Origin of the sequence: Rhizobium sp. AN80A, from assembly GCF_030053015.1 — a bacterium.
Classification (GTDB): Bacteria; Pseudomonadota; Alphaproteobacteria; order Rhizobiales; family Rhizobiaceae; genus Rhizobium; species Rhizobium metallidurans.
The window spans coordinates 1,012,078-1,028,285 of sequence record NZ_JASJPX010000001.1; the positions used below are offsets into that span (position 1 = coordinate 1,012,078).

Consider the following 16,208-nt stretch of genomic DNA (forward strand, 5'->3'; position numbering starts at 1 on the left):
GCCAGCGTGAGAATTAATGCCGTTGAGAACCAAGGCATGCAAGCGCAATCTCCACTCAAACAAACATCAGGGGATCTCATGCTAAACAAGCTTGCATCGTCCATCTCGTCATTGCTTGACGCGCGCACCAACGGCCACTCGCTGCCTGCCGGGCTTTATACGCGCGACGATGTCTTCGAGGCGGATATCGACGTCTTCTTTCACAAGCACTGGATCTGCGTCGGCCTCGACTGCGACGTTCCGGAACCCGGCGATGCGACGGTGGTCGATATCGGCAAGACCAGCCTCATTCTGCTGCGCGACGACGAGGGTGAGATCCGCGTGCTGCACAATGTCTGCCGCCATCGTGGTTCCCGTCTGCTTGACGCCGGCAGCACGATCATCTCGAAACTCGTCTGTCCCTATCACACCTGGACCTATGAGCTGACGGGCGAGCTCAGCTATGCGCCGCACATGGGCAAGGACTTCGACAAGGACTGTCATGGCTTGAAGCGGGTCAATTTCAGGTCGATCTGCGGACTGATCTATGTCTGCCTTTCCGACACCCCGCCCGAGGATATCGACGTTCTCGAACGGACGATGATCGAACGTCTGGCGCCCTACGATATCCGCAATGCAAGGATCGCGCACCAGACCGACGTTATCGAAGACGGCAACTGGAAGCTGACGATGGAAAACAATCGCGAGTGCTATCATTGCTCGGCGAACCATCCGGAGCTTTGCGTTTCCTTCGTCGACCTCGACTTCGGCTTCGATCCGGAAACGCTGAGCCCCGACGATCGCCAGCAGGCCGAGGAACACTTCCGGCTGTACGACGAGCGGACGAAGGCATGGGAGGCCGACGGCTTCCCTTCCGCAGCGGTCGAGCAACTGACCGACTGCGCGACCAATTTCAGGACACAGCGCCTGATCATCTCGGGCGCCGGCGAATCCCAGACCCATGACGCCACGGCCGCCTCGTCGAAACTTCTCGGCCATATGACCAGGAAGGATCTCGGCGACACGCATCTGTGGGGGCACAATTCCTGGAACCACTTCATGGGCGACCATGCGGTGATCGCGATCGTCATCCCGCTCTCGGCTGGACGGACTCTCGTTAGAACCAAATGGCTTGTTCACAAGGATGCGGTCGAAGGTGTCGACTACGACTTCGACAAGCTGACCGACGTTTGGATCGCGACCACCGATCAGGACGCCGATCTGGTGGCGCGCTCTCACGCCGGCGCGCTCGATCCCGCCTATCGCCCGGGCCCCTATTCCCGCTTCTCTGAAACCAATCTCGACAAGTTCGCGACTTGGTACATCGATCGGATGCGCGCAAATGGATATTGAGCTGGTGACCAGGCCGAGCGGCGCAGCCGCTGGCAGCAATGTGTGGGATCCGGAGCATGACGACACGCTCGTCTGCATCGACATCCATCAGGAAACCGCCGATGTGAAGAGCTTCACCTTCGCATCACCCGATGGCAAGCGGTTTGATTTCGAAAGCGGCCAGTATTTCCTCTTCGACTTTCCGGTGGGCGACGACGCCGAAGCGCGGTGCTACAGCATCTCCTCGTCGCCGCATCGATCGACGACCTTCACGGTCACGGTCAAGCGTGTGGTGAACGGCCGGGTCTCGAACTGGCTGCACGACAACCTCGCCAAGGGCGCGACCGTAAAGGCCCAAGGTCCCCTGGGGCACTTCGTTCGTCCGCGCGGCGGTCCTGTCAAGCTGCTGCTTCTGTCCGGCGGCTCGGGGATCACGCCTGTGATGTCGATCCTGCGTGACCTCGCCGACCGCTACGAACCGGCCGACATCGTCTTCATGCACGCGGCGCGTACACCACTCGACCTGATCTTCCGCGACGAGCTGAACTGTCTGGCCTCGCGCATGAAGGGACTGCGTCTGCATTTCCTTCCCGAGACGGTCATCGGCGAGCCTTCATGGCCCGGCCTTACCGGACGGATCACCCCTGAATTCATGAAACTGGCGGTACCCGACATCGCGGATCGAACCGTCATGTGCTGCGGCCCGGCGCCGTTCATGGCGGCGGCCCGCTCGATCTCCTCGCAGCTTGGCGTTCAGGCCGGAAGCTACATCGAGGAAAGCTTCGATGCGGCGGTGATCGATGAGCCGGGGCTCCCAATCGAGGAGGCCGCGGCGGCCAGGGTGTGGCAGGTCGAGTTCCAGAAGCAGAACCGCAAGATCGAAGTCAAAGGCGAGCAAACGGTGCTGTCGTCGGCGAAGAAGGCGGGCGTTCGCCTGCCATCCTCCTGCTCGAACGGCGTCTGCGGCACATGCAAGTCGAAGCTGGTCTCCGGTTCCGTCGAGATGAACCACAATGGCGGCATCAGGCAGCGCGAGATCGATGCCGGCATGTTCCTGCCGTGCTGCTCGAAACCGCTCAGCGATCTGGTCGTCGACAGATAGGAAGCGATGATGGAATGAACGGCGTCACTGCTCAGACAGGAAGACGCCGTCTCCAACTCGCAAGGTTCCCGAAGCATCGGGAGCGCAATAGACGCCCATGTTTCGATTGCCGAAACGCATGACGTTTCTCAAGATTTCGGGATCGTTGGCAATCCCCTCCTGTTCGATGATGGTGAAGCCGCATCGCTTCGTCGGAGCGATCACCTTGCCGCCAACCTCGCCCAGCCGTATTCCGGCATCGATCCAGCCTAGCTCCGCGAACCCCGAAATATCCGGCTCCGACTGCATGAGGATGTTGGGCCGGAAGCGGCGGCGGTCGGGGTTGCCGCCAGGGTGCAGCGTCTTCAGATGATCCACCGAAGCGCTTGTCAGGAGATGCAGCGGCGACACGTCATACCGATCGAGCGCGAATGCATCGCGCCGGCTGGCCTCGCGCGTACGCTCGTAGGGCCGCACGTCGGCCTCGAAGTCGAGGAACTGGCTGATGCTTTTGGCAAGGTCGGGATCATCGACGGATTGCCAATCGTGCTCCGGCACCAGGATCTCGATGCCGGTGGCCGTGGTTCTCGACCTTATGAAGATCGCCTTTTGCCAACGCTGGTCTCGCTCCGGATGCGCGACGATACCGGTCAAGCTATCGACCAGGGCATATCGCCGGTCCCCGATCATGCCGATCTGCGAGACTTCCACCTCTTCGACCTGCTCGCCGGTGACGGAGCTGACCGGATAGCGCCAGAGCTCGCTGATGGTTCCGACACGACGCATCAGCCGACGCCCATCAGGGTTGAGCGCACGCGCGATGGCGTCTGCCCGAATTCGCGCTTGAACGAGCGGGTAAACTGCGAGGCCGTATGAAAGCCGACGTCCATCGCGATGTCGATCATCGGCAACTTCGTCTGCGCGAGAAGCACCTTGGCGCGCTCGAGGCGGACCTTGGCATAGGCTCGCGCCGGCGACATCCCCGCCTCCTTCTCGAAAATTCGCTCGAGCTGCCGCCGCGTGACCCCCACGGATGCCGCGAGCTGCGCTATCGGCATATCGCCGTCGAGATGCTGCTCCATCATGATCATCACCGCTCTTAACCGCGAATCCTTGTATTCCTCGTAGAGCGGCCGCCGTGGCTGGACCTCCAGGTGCGAGCGCGCCTTCTCGATCTGCAGCACCTCGAGCGCGTTTCGCTCCGCTTCGGGGCTGATATGACGGCGAACGAGCGCCGCTGCCATGTCGGCGGCGCTGCTTCCTCCGGCGCAGGAGCCCCGACGTCTGTCGAGATTGAAAATCCTGTCCGACCGGACCGACAGGTCGGGGAACCGATCCCTGAAGGCCTTTGCGTGCAGCCAGCTGACGCAGACGTCGTGGTTCGCCATCATCCCCGCCTCGGCGAGAATGAACGTGCCGGTGCAGACACCCAGCAACGGGATCTTCTTGGCATCGGCGAGCTTCAGAAATGCCACCGTCTCGCGGTCGACAGGCTCTTCCCTGTTGAGCAGTCCGCCGACGACAACGATGTAGTCGAACCGGCTGGGATCGACGAAATCCGACGTCGGCGCGACCTGCACGCCGCAGCTCGATGCAATGAGATGACGGGTGCTGCCAAGCACCTGCCAGTCCGCCCTCACCCGTCCGGACCGATCCTGCTCGTCGCTCGCCAGACGCAGCGTATCGACGAACATCGCGAAGGCCGACAGCGTGAACGACCGCGCGAGGACGAAGCCGACCTTGAGCCGGCTGCTCTGGTCTTGACCGTTTTTCTCTTCGCGGTGGCATGATTTCATCGCATCGATCTCACGCGTGCTTTTGTCGCTCATCGGATCTGGAAACCATGCGCGAGCGGATCGCGATCATCAACATAAATCGTGTTGTGGCCGATGACGCGCGCCCAGGCGCCGATGCTGGGCAGCATACCTTGAAAGGGGCCGATTTCGACCGTGCCCTCGACGCGACCGTCAAAGATCGTGCCGATCAGGCTCTCGTTTCGGAAGTGCTCACCGACGGACAGGCGCCCCTTTGCGTGGAGCTGGGCCATGCGCGCGGATGTGCCCGTTCCTCCCGGAGATCTGTCGATTGCCTTGTCCCCATAAAACACGGCCGAGCGGCCATCGGCACCGTTGCTGAGCGGTACGTCACACCAGATGGCATGGTGCACTCCTCTGATCCGGGAATTTTCGGGGTGGACCGGATCACAAATGCCGGCCAATGCCTCGCGAAGCCTTTGACTATGCTCCACGATCTGCGAAGCCGTCATGCCCTCGAAGCCTTTCCAGTTCCGCTGCGGCTCGATCACGGCGTAAAAATTGCCGCCATAGGCAATATCCACGGTGAGCAGGCCGAGATCCGGGACCTCCACCTCGACGTCGCTTTGGTGAAGGTAGCTTGGAACATTGTGCAATCTGACTGCGTCGACGAAGCCATCCTTGATCGTGTAGCTGACGTCCACTCTGCCTGCCGGCGTTTCGATCGCCACGGTCCCGGCTGTGCGAGGCGTTATCAGACCTTCTTCAATTGCAGCCGTTACGACTCCGACCGTCCCGGCCCCGCACATCGGCAGACAGCCACTCACCTCGATGAACAGCACAGCGAAATCGCAGTCGTCGCGATAGGCAGGGTAGATGATGGCGCCCGACATGACGTCGTGTCCCCGGGGCTCGAACATCAATGCTCGCCGTACCCAGTCGTGATCTCGAACGAAGATTTCCCGCCGTTCGCTCATGGGACGATGCGGAAGCATTGGCCCGCCTCCGGCAACGAGACGCACCGGATTTCCGCACGTATGCGCATCGATGCAAAAGAACGAATGTCTCATAGGCTGCCTCACTCCATGATCGGTCGAGCGACCGTGCGTCGGTCGAGCAGACCTCGGCTCAGCCGGTCGAGAAGAAGAGCGACGGCCACGATCGCGAGGCCGGCACGCAGGCCCAGCCCCATTTCCATTCGCGTCAGGCCACGCGTCACCTCCGCGCCAAGCCCGCCCGCTCCGACGAGGCCGGCTAGCACCACCATGGCCAGCGACAGCAGGATGCACTGGTTAAGGCCTACGAGCAGCGTCTGCTTGGCCAAGGGGATTTCGATCTTCCAGAGCACCGAACGCGGGTGGGCGCCAATGGCACTTCCGAGTTCCATGAATTCCCGCGGCACCTGGTTGAACGCCAGCGTCGTCAAACGCAGCATCGGCGGGATACCGTAGACGATCGTCGCGATGATCGCCGGCACGCGGCCAAGACTGAAGATCATGACCGCAGGGATCAGATAGACCCATGGCGGCACGGTCTGCATGACGTCGAGAACCGGCCGGACGACCGCCTCGAGCGTCTTGTGCCGCGAGCACATGACACCGATCGGGAACGCGATGATGACGGAAATCATCACCGCGACGGTCACGAGCGCGATGGTCTGCATCGATGCGGTCCAAAGTCCGACGAGGAAGCAGAAGCCGAGGCAGAGCCCGGAGAGGATCGCCGCCCTGAGGCCGACGAAGACAAACGCCGCGATGACGACGATCGCGATCAACGCATAGGGCGGCACCGACAACAGCGCGGCCTCGATCGCCGAGAGGACGGCTTCCACCACGTAGCCGATGGCCGCGAAGAGTGGATGCAGGTTGGTGTTCAGCCAATCGACGGCAGGAGCCAGGAAGGCGCCTGGGGAAAACTGCAGGTTCAACTCAGGCATCACTTCCTCCCCGCTCCGATACGAGCCGCGCTCTGGGTGATCCGGTCGAGCACCATGGTCAGCACGACGATGGCAATCGCGCCGTTGATCGACGTGGCGATGTCGAGCGTGCGGATCGAGCCGTAAATCGTCTCGCCAAGCCCACCGGATCCGACGATGCCGGCGATGACGACCATGCCGAAGGCCATCATCAGGCTCTGGTTCACCCCGGCCATGATGCTCGGCAGGGCGAAGGGCAGGCGGATCTTGAAGAACATCTTGGCCGGCGTCATGCCGATCGCCTCGCCCAACTCAATGAATTCCTTCGGCGTCATCCGGATACCAAGCGAGGTCAAGCGGATCGCGGGAGGGATGGCGACGACAACCGTGGCGATCAAGGCCGTGGCCGGACCGTATCCGAGAAGGGCGATCGCCGGCAGCAGGTAGATATATGGCGGAAGTGTCTGGATGAGATCCAGACCCGGCTCCATGAAACGGTCGAGCGCGGTGAAGAAACCGGCCGCGATGCCGATCGGAATGCCGATCGCCAGCGCCAGCACGGTCGCGGTCAACACCAGCGCGAGCGTGCTCATGGTCTCCGACCATAGCCCCATCGCGTAGCAGAGGACGAGGGCCACGCCGCTCAGAACCGCGAACCAGCGATTGACGAGCCGCCAGCCGACCAGCGCCACGATTGCCGCGACCACGTAGAAGGGTGGAGATTCCAGCAGCCAGAGGATGCCGTTGTAGAGGCCTTCGAGAACCAGCCGAACATAGTCGAAAAGCGATTCACCGTTTTCGCTCACCCATTCAAGGCTCGCATCCGTCCACTCGTCGAAGGCATCCGTAAAGCTTGAAGTGTCCATTTGACGAAGCTCCAGCTAGAGGTCAGGCCGCCGCGCGGTCGTTGTTGGAAGAACCCTTGACGCCCATCAGCAGGCTGCGAGGGGTGACGATGCCGACGACCTGTTCGTTGTCGACCACCGCGATCGCGTCGCGATCCGATTGCATCGTCAGCGAGATCAGCTCATCGATGTCGGCGTCCGGCGTGGTGCGGGCCAGCGTCGACAGATCCGAGTTCGGCTGAACCTTCTGGAATTCGCTGACACTGTGCATCACCGAATGCGCCTTGATCAGATGCAGGCGGGAAATGCCCGCCACGAACTCGGCCACATAATCGTCGGCTGGATTGAGAATGATGTCCTCGGCCGTGCCCGTCTGGATGATCGCGCCGTCCTTCATGATCGCGATGCGGTCTCCGATGCGGATCGCTTCGTCAAGATCATGCGTGATGAATACCGCGGACTTGCCGAGCTGCTTCGTCAGCTGACGGAACTCGTCCTGCAGCTGTCTTCTGATCAGCGGGTCGAGCGCGCTGAACGGCTCGTCCATGAGAATGATTTCCGGGTCGGACGCCAGTGCGCGCGCTAGTCCTACGCGCTGCTGCATGCCGCCGGACAATTCCCTCGGATAACGCTCCAGCCAGTCGGCCAGCCCGACCTTTTCGAGAGCCTGCTTGGCCGTATTGTTGCGTTCGATCTTCGAGATACCCTGAACCTCGAGACCGAAGGCTGCGTTTTCAAGCACCGTCCGGTGCGGCAGGAGCGCCACGTTCTGAAACACCATGCCGATGTTCTTCGCGCGCATCTCGCGCAGATCGGGAGGAGATAGAGCCGCGACGTCGCGTCCCTTGACCAGCACCTTGCCGGCGCTTGGCGTGATGAGCTTGTTCAAGAGGCGGATCAGCGTCGACTTTCCGCTGCCGGAAAGCCCCATGATACAGAAGATCTCGCCGCGCCGAACCTGCAGGCTCGCATTGTTCACGCCGACAACGCAGTTGAACTCCTGCAGCACTTCCTTCTTGCCGATGCCACGTTCGGCAATCGATCGCATCGCGGCGCCCGTCTTGTCGCCGAAGACCTTCCAGAGAGACTGGCAGTCGATCAGGATTTCGCTCGATTGAGCAGCTTCAATTTTCATGGCGATCCCCTTGAGCCACTTGCGCTGGCTTCTCTGGTTGCTTTGGTAGAGGTCGCCCGACTCCCATCGGGCGACCCACACGTGATCAGTTCTTCTTGATGTTTTCCCAACGCTTGATCAGGTCGGCATTGGCGCCGATCCAATCCTGCACGGCCTGGTCCATCGTCTTGCCGTCCTTGACCGCGCCGTTGATCGCGGTGATGTCGGCGATCGGTACGTAGACGCTGGCCATGGCTTCGCGAGCACGAGGATTATCAGCGGAGAAGCCCTTCTGGCCGATCCAGTAATAGCTCTGAGGCGGCGGGAAGACGCCCTTCGGGTCCTTGAGGTATTTCACTTCGTACTTCTGGACCATCCACGACGGCTCCCAGATCGTGACCGCGATCCATTCCTTGCGGTCGTAGGCCGACTTCAGCGCCGCGGTCATGGCAGCCGTGCTGCCCTCGACCAGTTGCAGCTTGATACCATAGTCCTTTACGGCGTTGGACGCATCCTTCATCAGGCCCGATCCCGGCTCGATGCCGATGATCTTGCCGCTGAACTTGTCGCTGTTTTCGTTGAGCTGCTCGAGGCTGTCGATCGGCACGTACTTGGGCACCGCGATGCCCTGGTAAAGGCCGTGCGAAACAGGCGATATCTTTTCAAGGCGGTTCTTGTTCTTGTTCCAGTAATCCTGCGCGACGTAATCGGTCTGCGACGCGAGAACCTGGATGTCGCCCTTCGCGAGAGCGGCGTAAGCGATGCCCCATTCGGAGAATTCGGTAACCTTGACGGTATATCCGGCATCTTCAAGCACCTTCTTGGTGATGCCGGTGATAGGGGTCAGGTCCTCCCAGGACAACGTTCCCATATTGATGGTCTTCTCTTCCGCACGAGCCGGAAGCATGCTCATTCCAATCATGGCGGCGGCGCACAGCGCCTTCCACATCGTCTTCATCGCTCTTACTCCTAGTTTTTTGTTCCCACTTTCCTTGAAGTCGCGCCAGGCGCGGGCCTCATATTGCGCGGCGAGGGGTTATCCCTCGCGGCCTGCACGCAATTCCTGCAATCGGATCACGCCATTGATACCAAGCCAGGCAAGCGGCTCCGGCGGTATCCGTGACGGCTCCGGGTGATCCATGTATCGGTCGAGTTCGGGCGACGTCGTCCCGGTCGCGAGGTCCGCGGCCATGACGCCCGCCAGCGTGCTTTTCACCGTGCCCAGCCCATTCTCGCAGCAAGCGGAGAAGAGCCCTTCCTCCACCTCGCCGAAGGCCGGCGCATGGTTGCGGCTGAGGCAGAGACGGCCGGCCCAGCTGTGTTCGAAACCCGCCCGCGCCAGTTGCGGAAAACGCGCCTCGAACGAGCGGCGATGCTCCTCTTTCATTTTCGCCATGCGGCGTTCGCCAACAGCGACCTTCGTCTCGTAGGTGTACTTCGTGCGGATGACGATGCGGGAGACACCGTTGGTCGTGATCTTTCGGATCGTCGCGCCCATGGCATCGGCGGGCAGCAGCGCCCAGCGATCCTTGCCCGAGACCGAAGCGCCGAATTCGTCCGCCGGAAAGCCCGAGGTCATCGAAGCGTAGGCGAAGATATGCATGAGCCGGCCGCCGAAGTGGCCGAAATCGTCGATATGGCCATTCACGCCCAGGATCACCTTCGCGGCGGTCACCGATCCGGATGGGCTGACGGCGGTCCACCGTCCATCGCGACGCGTCAGCGAGGTAACCGGCGAGCGTTCAAAGATATCGATCTTGCCCGAGAGACCGGCGGCGAACTGGCGGACATAGTCCGCCGGTTGGAGCAGCACGGTGCCGGGTGTGTAGAGGCCCCCGAGATAATAGTCGGAACCGGTAAGCTCCCGCATCTCGTTGGCATCCAGAAACAGGTGCTTCTCGCCGGCCGCCTTCAGCGACTGCCCGAAGCTCTGGTTCAGCTTCATTCCGCGCGCCGTCGCCGCGGCATTGATCTTGCCGGCCGGATCGAACGTCTCCCGCGACATGCCGTATTCCTGCGCCGCATCCCGCGCGAAGCCGATGGCGAAGCGGTTCTGGGCCATCTCGACCTGCGTCGCCTCGGCTCCGCCGCTGGAATACTCGCCTGCCGAAAGATTATGCGGGACGTCGATCATGAAGCCCGAGTTGCGACCCGAGGTTCCCTTCCCGATTTCACCCGCATCCAGGAGCACGATCTTTTCGCCGGGGCGAAGCGCCTGCAGGCGCCGCGCCGCCGACAGACCGGCGAAGCCCGCGCCGACAACCAGCCAGTCGGCGGATGCGGCACCCTCGAGCTTTCTAAGCGGGAACCGGCGCTCGCTGATCGCCTCCCAACCGGAGACGCCATTCTCGACCGGCAGACGCCTCACGGATCCTGTTGTCATCTGATCGTCTCGTCCACGGAGCGCTCGGAGACGTCGATCCAGATCGTCTTGAGTTCGCAGTAATTGTCGTGAGCGAAGACCGACTTGTCGCGACCGCCGAAGCCAGATTCCTTGTAGCCGCCGAACGGCGTGCTCGCGTCGCCTTCCCCGAAGCAATTGACGGTAACGACACCGGCACGGATTTCGCGCGAGAGCTTGATGGCGTTGCGCAGGCTCCCGGTATAGACCGAAGCCGTCAGGCCGTAATTGGTATCGTTGGCAAGCGCGATCGCCTCGGAAAGCGTGTTGAACGTCGTTACCGACAGGATCGGTCCGAAGATTTCCTCCTGGAACAGCCGGCTCTTGGGCGTGACGCCGTCAACGACGGTCGGCTCCACGAAGGCGCCGCTCTGCGTTACGCCGCCATGGGCGACGGAGAGCTTTTCCTTCTTGGCGTCGTCGAGGAATGACGTCACCTTGTCGAAGTGCGCCTTGTTGACGAGAGCACCGATACGGTTCTCCGGATCGAGCGGGTCGCCGGTCTTCCATTCCCTGAGATAGGCGCCGATGCGCTTGAGGAGATCGTCCTTCACCTTCGAGTGAACGATCAGGCGCGAGGTCGCCGAGCAATTCTCGCCCATGTTCCAGAAGGCGCCGTTGACGACCTGTTCTGCGACGAGGTCGAGATCCTCGGCATCGTCGAGCACGACGGCCGGGTTCTTGCCGCCGCATTCGAGCACGACCTTCTTGAGGTTGGAATCGGCGGCGTAACGCAGGAAGCGGCGGCCGGTGGGCGTGGAGCCCGTGAAGGCGACCATGTCGACATCCATATGAAGGCCGAGAGGCTCGCCCACATCCTTGCCGCTACCGGTCACGACATTGAAGACACCGGCAGGAATGCCGGCTTCATGCGCGAGTTCGGCGACCCGAAGCGTCGTCAGCGTCGTGTCCTCGGCCGGCTTGACGACCACCGAGCAACCGGCGGCCAATGCCGGGCCGATCTTCCAGGCGAGCATCAGCAGCGGGAAATTCCAGGGCAGGACGCATCCGACGACGCCGATCGGTTCACGCACGATCATCGTCAGCGCGTTGGAGCCGGCCGGTGCGGTGTTGTCGTAGAGCTTGTCGATCAGCTCGGCATGCCAGCGCAGCGTATGAATGGTATCGGGGACGTCAACCGTCTGGCACTCGCGTACAGGCTTGCCGCTATCGAGGCTCTCCATGACCGCCAGTTCGTGACGGTTCCGTTCGATGAGCTTTGCGAGCTTGAGGAGGACGGCCTTGCGTTCGGCCGGATGCTGCAGGCGCCAGCGCCCGTCATCGAAGGCTTCGCGCGCCTTCAGGACAGCGAAATCGACATCCGTGCTGTCGCACGCCGCGACCTTCGCAAGTGTCTCGCCGGTTGCCGGGTTCTTGGTCTTGAAGGTCTTTCCGGAACTCGCCGGCTTGAACGTGCCATCGATGAAGGCGTTCGTCGGAAACTGGAGATCGGCGGCGATCGCCTTGTATTCGGCGGCGGTCAATGGCTCATGCATGACGATTGGCTCCCGAGGTGATCTTTCCGACCGTGCGCTTCAGAGTGGCGACAACGGTCTCGAGTGTTCTTTTTTCGTCGGAGTTGAGTGGACGCAGCGGCGCGCGAACCGAGCCGGCCTTGAGGCCGATGATCTCGCAGCCATGCTTGATCGACTGCACGAACTTGCCGCATTCGAGAAAGTCCATCAGCGGCAGCATCGCAGACATGATCGCGCGTCCCTTGTCGAAATTCTTCTCGATGACGCATGCCTCATAGAGCGCGACGTGCTCCTTCGGCAGGAAGTTCGAACCAGCGCAGACCCAGCTGCGCGCGCCCCAGGCAAAGAACTCCAGCGCCTGATCATCCCAACCGCAGGAGAGCGCGATATGCGGAAACTTGCGAGCCAGCAGATGGAGGTTGGCCATCTCGCCGGAGCTTTCCTTGATCGCGACGACATTCTTGGACTTGCCGACGCGCGAGAAATACTCCTCGCCCATCATCACGCCCATGCGCGCAGGGTAATTGTAGAGCATGATCGGCATGTTCGCGGCGCGATCGACGGTCAGCGCGTGAACCGCGTTTTCCCTTTCGGTCGGCAGCGCGTAGGGCGGCGTCGAGACCAGGATCGCGTCGGCGCCGATCTCCTTGGCGGCCTTGGCGTATTCGACGGAGTCTTCCGTGCGCGTCGCGCCGGTGCCGACGATCAGCGGCAGGCGATTGCCGATGACTTCCTTGGCGTAGGCCGCGAGATCGAACCGTTCCTGGTTGGTCTGGGCGTAATATTCACCGGTCGAGCCGCCGACGATGATGCCGTGCACCTTGGCCTCGATCAGCGATTCCAGGACCGCGGCGAATGCTTTCCGGTCGATTTGCCCGCTCTCGTCGAGCGGCGTTATCGCCGGCGTGTAGATCCCCTCAAACTTCACGATGACTTCTCCAGTGATTGCGTGGTCGGACCGCCAAGGATGGCATCCGACTTGATGCCGTGTGGCGCAATGAACATCTCCATGTTCTCGCGTGAGAGCTCCCAGTGCTCGAAGACAAGATCGACGACCGCGTTTTCGTCGTGACTGCCGAGCGCCTCGATGAAGCCGTCGTGATGCTCGACCGCCAGTTGCAGGCGGCGCTTCATGTCCTCGCTGCGAGGCCGGAAGAACGTATGGCCGATGCGGGCGTGATCGATGAGAAGGCGGCCGAGGCTCGGCTGCAAATAGGCATTGGCGGACATTTCGCCGAAGATCTCGTGGAAGCGGTTGTTCTGCAGAACCATGCCGAGCGCGTCCTGATCGCCACTGGCCTTGCGGAACCGCTCCTGCGTTTCCCTCAGGTCGACAAGTTGCGCCGGCTTGAAATTCTGCACCGCCAGCCGGCCGATCGCGGCATAGACCATCGGGGCCACCTGAAAGAAGTTGCGAAGCGTCGTATGGTTCATCGGAATGACGCGGGCGCCGCGGTTCTCGCGGATATCGATATAACCCTCGCCCGCCAGCCGCCGAAAGATATCGCGAACCGGGGTGCGAGACAGGCCGTAGCGTTCGCTCAGCGACATCTCGTCGAGATCCGTGTCCGGATCAAGCTCCATCGTCAGGATCTGACGCTTCAGATCCTCGTAGAGGCTGCTCTTAACGGTCTTTGCCATCGCATAACTCCGAGCTTCCAGGTGCTATGAACAGGAGCATCTCATAGAGATCGAGGGCCGTCAAGTAATTGTGTACTTCATGTACACATTCAGTGCATTCATAAAACACAATTCTTCCGAGACGCGAGTTATGGCCGCCGTCGCAGACCCTGCGCGACACGCTAAGGTGCGTATTTCTGGCCGATAACCTAGCTTTGTTGATGCAGTCGGACTGCCGAAGCTATCAAGGGCTGGCGAAAGCCCAGCCCGTTCGCCCAACCGTTCTATCGAACGAATTGAAGCTGACCATTACCACTGCGCGCGCTGACGTCATGGTCGTCACCAAACGGTGCCGAAAGGCCGGAATGCTCGAAACGAGCTTTATCTCGCCCAATAGGATTGTCTATGAAAGCCAGCGGGGGCAACAACGACCGCGTTCTTGCATTCGACTGCCAAATGGCAGAGAGGCGGGAGGCCACCTTTGCTACGTCCGACCCGCGGTCAGGATTGCATCGATAAACCTGTGAGTTTTCAAGGCATCTTCGCCTGTTACCCGCAACGGAGAACCGGTCTCGATCGCATCCACGAAATTCTCGATCAGCGCGAGATGGCTCTCATGACCAAAAGCCATCGGATTCGCACCAGCGCCGCCACTCGTGTTTCCACCAATCACTCTCTCACTTGTTCCATCTGCGAAGGAAACGTCCAGCCTCTCGCCAGACAGGATTGCCGTGCCTTTCGTGCCGATCAGTTCAATTCGCTCGGGAAAGCCGGGATATGCCGCCGTTGTCGCATTCAGCGACCCTATCGCACCGCTTTCGAAGGAAAAGACGGCTGCGACCAAATCTTCAGTTTCCATTCTGTGAACAGGGGTGGTGCGAACGTAGGACACAACGTCGACCGGGGTTCCCGCGTAGCTCAGCAGCAAGTCGATCACATGTATCGCCTGGGTCAAGAGCACCCCGCCACCGTCTCGAGCCCACGTGCCTCGGCCCGCCTCATCGTAATAGCTCTGCGGTCGCCAGTTGCGCAACGCTGCCGACGCCTCGACCAGTTCACCGAGACGGCCGGATTTGACGATCTCGTCGAGTTTCATTGCACCCGGACGAAAACGGTTCTGAAGGACCATGCCGAGCAGCAGCTTAGCGTCTCGCGCCAAGGATACGATCGCTTCGGCCCGCTCAAGCGATACGTCGAGCGGCTTTTCCAGCAAGATGTGCTTGCGGGCCTCGGTTGCGCGGCGAACGAGTTCCAGGTGGGTGTTGGGCGGCGTCAGGATAAGGACCGCGCGTATGCTGGGATCTTCGAATATCTCATCGGGTCCGCCGACAGTGGGGATACCGAATTCCGCCGAAAAAGCCTGCCGCCGACCGGCCGTCGGACTATAGGCGGCTACGCATTCGACCCGGTGCGCAAGCGCAAGCACGGCGCGGGCGTGGTGGCCTGCCGCCATGCCAAGACCAATAATTGCTACCCGGAGCTTGCTCACTTTATTGCACTCCTGTCGGTCAGGCCAGGTTCAGCGTATCGACCGTTCTCATAATGCCTCGCAGTTCGGCAAGCCCCTTCAATCGCCCGATGCATGAATAGCCTGGGTTCACCCGCTTGCCGATGTCATCGACGATGGCGTGGCCGTGGTCGGGACGCATCGGGATTTCCCAGTCAGCCCGCCCGCTCGCCCGCCTGCGCTTTTCCTCGGCCATGAGCGCCATCGTCACCCGCACCATATCCGTGTCGCCCTCCAGATGCTCAGCCTCATGGAAGGAACCGTCGCCCTCCTTGGTGACGTTGCGCAAGTGCGCGAAGTGGATATCGGGCGCGAATTCCTTTGCCATCGCCACCAGATCGTTATCCGGATTGGCGCCATAGGAGCCGGTGCAAAGCGTGATACCGTTGGATGGAGACGGCACCGCCGCGAGGAGCGCGCGCGCGTCGGATGCCTGGCAGACCACGCGCGGCAAGCCAAACAGCGGGAATGGCGGATCGTCCGGGTGGATCGCCATCCTCACATTTTCCTCCTCCGCAACGGGGATGATCTCCTGCAGGAAAGCGGAGAGGTTGGCGCGCAGTCCGTCTTCGGCAAGCTCGTTATAAACGTCCAGCATGCGGTTTAGGCTCTGTCTGTCATAGACAAATTCGCGGGCCGGAACCCATTCGATGAGGTTGCGCTCCAGTCTTGCAAGATCCGTTTCGCTGGCGGCCCTCAACCAGGTGGCTGCTCGCTCGACCCGATCGGCGGGGTGATCCCCCTCCGCGCCCGGCCGCTTCAGCATGAAGACGTCATAAGCGCAAAACTCCACCACATCGAAGCGGAGCGCCGTGCCGCCATGCGGCATGGGGTAGTCGAGATCGGTACGGGTCCAGTCGGTGATGGCCATGAAGTTGTAGCAGACGGTCTTGATACCGGCTCTGGAAACGGCGCGAATCGACTGTTTGTAGTTGTCGAGCAACTCCCTGTAACGCCCGGTCCGCGTCTTGATATCCTCGTGCACGATGATGCTTTCCACCACCGACCAGGTCAGGCCTTTGTCCTCGATGATCGCCTTGCGCTTGAAGACCTCGTCTTCCGGCCAGGCCCGCCCATCGTTCAGATGGTGGAGAGCGGTCACGATACCGGTCGCGCCCGCCTGCTTCACATGGTCCAGGGCTACGGTGTCGTCGGGTCCGAACCAGCGCCAGGTCTGCTTCATAT

The 16,208-nt window shown here is 61.4% G+C and carries 15 protein-coding genes; 2 read left to right on the forward strand and 13 right to left on the reverse strand.

Translation table 11 applies throughout. The annotated features are described in order from the left end of the window. Positions 1-78 precede the first annotated feature (78 nt). Both P3R82_RS04720 and P3R82_RS04725 read left to right on the forward strand, forming a co-directional pair. On the forward strand, positions 79-1,332 hold the full coding sequence (locus P3R82_RS04720; RefSeq protein ID WP_283193198.1) for an aromatic ring-hydroxylating dioxygenase subunit alpha: 1,254 nt from the start codon (positions 79-81) through the stop codon (positions 1,330-1,332). Continuing rightward, on the forward strand, positions 1,322-2,413 hold the full coding sequence (locus tag P3R82_RS04725; protein WP_283193199.1) for a hybrid-cluster NAD(P)-dependent oxidoreductase: 1,092 nt from the start codon (positions 1,322-1,324) through the stop codon (positions 2,411-2,413). Before P3R82_RS04720 ends, P3R82_RS04725 begins: the two co-directional genes overlap by 11 nt. A 24-nt stretch (positions 2,414-2,437) precedes the next feature. Here the strand turns inward: P3R82_RS04725 and P3R82_RS04730 are convergent, their stop codons facing one another. The 13 genes from P3R82_RS04730 to uxuA form a co-directional block, all read right to left on the reverse strand. After that, on the reverse strand, positions 2,438-3,178 hold the full coding sequence (locus P3R82_RS04730) for an MOSC N-terminal beta barrel domain-containing protein (RefSeq protein WP_283193200.1): 741 nt from the start codon (positions 3,176-3,178) through the stop codon (positions 2,438-2,440). Continuing rightward, entirely contained in the window at positions 3,178-4,188 is a 1,011-nt protein-coding gene (locus P3R82_RS04735; RefSeq protein ID WP_283193512.1) for a GlxA family transcriptional regulator, read from the reverse strand. Before P3R82_RS04735 ends, P3R82_RS04730 begins: the two co-directional genes overlap by 1 nt. A 29-nt stretch (positions 4,189-4,217) precedes the next feature. Beyond that, the gene (locus P3R82_RS04740; RefSeq protein ID WP_283193201.1) at positions 4,218-5,216 is read right to left on the reverse strand and encodes a 4-hydroxyproline epimerase; all 999 of its coding nucleotides are present in this window, start codon (positions 5,214-5,216) and stop codon (positions 4,218-4,220) included. A gap of 8 nt (positions 5,217-5,224) precedes the next feature. Continuing rightward, positions 5,225-6,082 (reverse strand): ABC transporter permease subunit, encoded by an 858-nt coding sequence (locus P3R82_RS04745; RefSeq protein WP_283193202.1) that lies wholly within the window; start codon positions 6,080-6,082, stop codon positions 5,225-5,227. Then, on the reverse strand, positions 6,082-6,927 hold the full coding sequence (locus P3R82_RS04750; protein ID WP_283193203.1) for a proline/glycine betaine ABC transporter permease: 846 nt from the start codon (positions 6,925-6,927) through the stop codon (positions 6,082-6,084). Before P3R82_RS04750 ends, P3R82_RS04745 begins: the two co-directional genes overlap by 1 nt. A gap of 22 nt (positions 6,928-6,949) precedes the next feature. Continuing rightward, on the reverse strand, positions 6,950-8,041 hold the full coding sequence (locus tag P3R82_RS04755) for a glycine betaine/L-proline ABC transporter ATP-binding protein (RefSeq protein ID WP_283193204.1): 1,092 nt from the start codon (positions 8,039-8,041) through the stop codon (positions 6,950-6,952). An 85-nt stretch (positions 8,042-8,126) separates the two neighbouring features. Then, positions 8,127-8,978, reverse strand: coding sequence for a glycine betaine ABC transporter substrate-binding protein (locus tag P3R82_RS04760; RefSeq protein ID WP_183898519.1), 852 nt, complete (start codon positions 8,976-8,978; stop codon positions 8,127-8,129). A gap of 78 nt (positions 8,979-9,056) precedes the next feature. Continuing rightward, positions 9,057-10,403 carry an FAD-binding oxidoreductase gene (locus P3R82_RS04765; protein WP_283193205.1) on the reverse strand — a complete coding sequence of 449 codons (1,347 nt, stop codon included), beginning with the start codon at positions 10,401-10,403 and terminating at the stop codon, positions 9,057-9,059. Then, entirely contained in the window at positions 10,400-11,917 is a 1,518-nt protein-coding gene (locus tag P3R82_RS04770; protein ID WP_283193206.1) for an aldehyde dehydrogenase, read from the reverse strand. Before P3R82_RS04770 ends, P3R82_RS04765 begins: the two co-directional genes overlap by 4 nt. After that, on the reverse strand, positions 11,910-12,824 hold the full coding sequence (locus P3R82_RS04775; RefSeq protein ID WP_283193207.1) for a dihydrodipicolinate synthase family protein: 915 nt from the start codon (positions 12,822-12,824) through the stop codon (positions 11,910-11,912). The genes P3R82_RS04770 and P3R82_RS04775 overlap by 8 nt, the downstream gene beginning before the upstream one ends. Further along, positions 12,821-13,537 (reverse strand): GntR family transcriptional regulator, encoded by a 717-nt coding sequence (locus P3R82_RS04780; RefSeq protein ID WP_183898523.1) that lies wholly within the window; start codon positions 13,535-13,537, stop codon positions 12,821-12,823. Before P3R82_RS04780 ends, P3R82_RS04775 begins: the two co-directional genes overlap by 4 nt. A gap of 463 nt (positions 13,538-14,000) precedes the next feature. Further along, positions 14,001-15,005: a Gfo/Idh/MocA family oxidoreductase gene (locus P3R82_RS04785; protein ID WP_283193208.1), complete on the reverse strand. Its 1,005-nt coding sequence runs from the start codon at positions 15,003-15,005 to the stop codon at positions 14,001-14,003. 19 nt (positions 15,006-15,024) lie between these two features. Further along, positions 15,025-16,206 carry a mannonate dehydratase gene (gene uxuA, locus P3R82_RS04790; RefSeq protein WP_283193209.1) on the reverse strand — a complete coding sequence of 394 codons (1,182 nt, stop codon included), beginning with the start codon at positions 16,204-16,206 and terminating at the stop codon, positions 15,025-15,027. Between the last annotated feature and the right edge of the window lie 2 nt (positions 16,207-16,208).

What these genes read in the sequence shown, in the direction of transcription:
- P3R82_RS04720 (WP_283193198.1), top strand. Translation starts at nt 79, where the DNA reads ATGCTAAACAAGCTTGCATCGTCCATCTCGTCATTGCTTGACGCGCGC.
- P3R82_RS04725 (WP_283193199.1), top strand. Translation starts at nt 1,322, where the DNA reads ATGGATATTGAGCTGGTGACCAGGCCGAGCGGCGCAGCCGCTGGCAGC.
- P3R82_RS04730 (WP_283193200.1), bottom strand. Translation starts at nt 3,178, where the DNA reads ATGCGTCGTGTCGGAACCATCAGCGAGCTCTGGCGCTATCCGGTCAGC.
- P3R82_RS04735 (WP_283193512.1), bottom strand. Translation starts at nt 4,188, where the DNA reads ATGAAATCATGCCACCGCGAAGAGAAAAACGGTCAAGACCAGAGCAGC.
- P3R82_RS04740 (WP_283193201.1), bottom strand. Translation starts at nt 5,216, where the DNA reads ATGAGACATTCGTTCTTTTGCATCGATGCGCATACGTGCGGAAATCCG.
- P3R82_RS04745 (WP_283193202.1), bottom strand. Translation starts at nt 6,082, where the DNA reads ATGCCTGAGTTGAACCTGCAGTTTTCCCCAGGCGCCTTCCTGGCTCCT.
- P3R82_RS04750 (WP_283193203.1), bottom strand. Translation starts at nt 6,927, where the DNA reads ATGGACACTTCAAGCTTTACGGATGCCTTCGACGAGTGGACGGATGCG.
- P3R82_RS04755 (WP_283193204.1), bottom strand. Translation starts at nt 8,041, where the DNA reads ATGAAAATTGAAGCTGCTCAATCGAGCGAAATCCTGATCGACTGCCAG.
- P3R82_RS04760 (WP_183898519.1), bottom strand. Translation starts at nt 8,978, where the DNA reads ATGAAGACGATGTGGAAGGCGCTGTGCGCCGCCGCCATGATTGGAATG.
- P3R82_RS04765 (WP_283193205.1), bottom strand. Translation starts at nt 10,403, where the DNA reads ATGACAACAGGATCCGTGAGGCGTCTGCCGGTCGAGAATGGCGTCTCC.
- P3R82_RS04770 (WP_283193206.1), bottom strand. Translation starts at nt 11,917, where the DNA reads ATGCATGAGCCATTGACCGCCGCCGAATACAAGGCGATCGCCGCCGAT.
- P3R82_RS04780 (WP_183898523.1), bottom strand. Translation starts at nt 13,537, where the DNA reads ATGGCAAAGACCGTTAAGAGCAGCCTCTACGAGGATCTGAAGCGTCAG.
- uxuA (WP_283193209.1), bottom strand. Translation starts at nt 16,206, where the DNA reads ATGAAGCAGACCTGGCGCTGGTTCGGACCCGACGACACCGTAGCCCTG.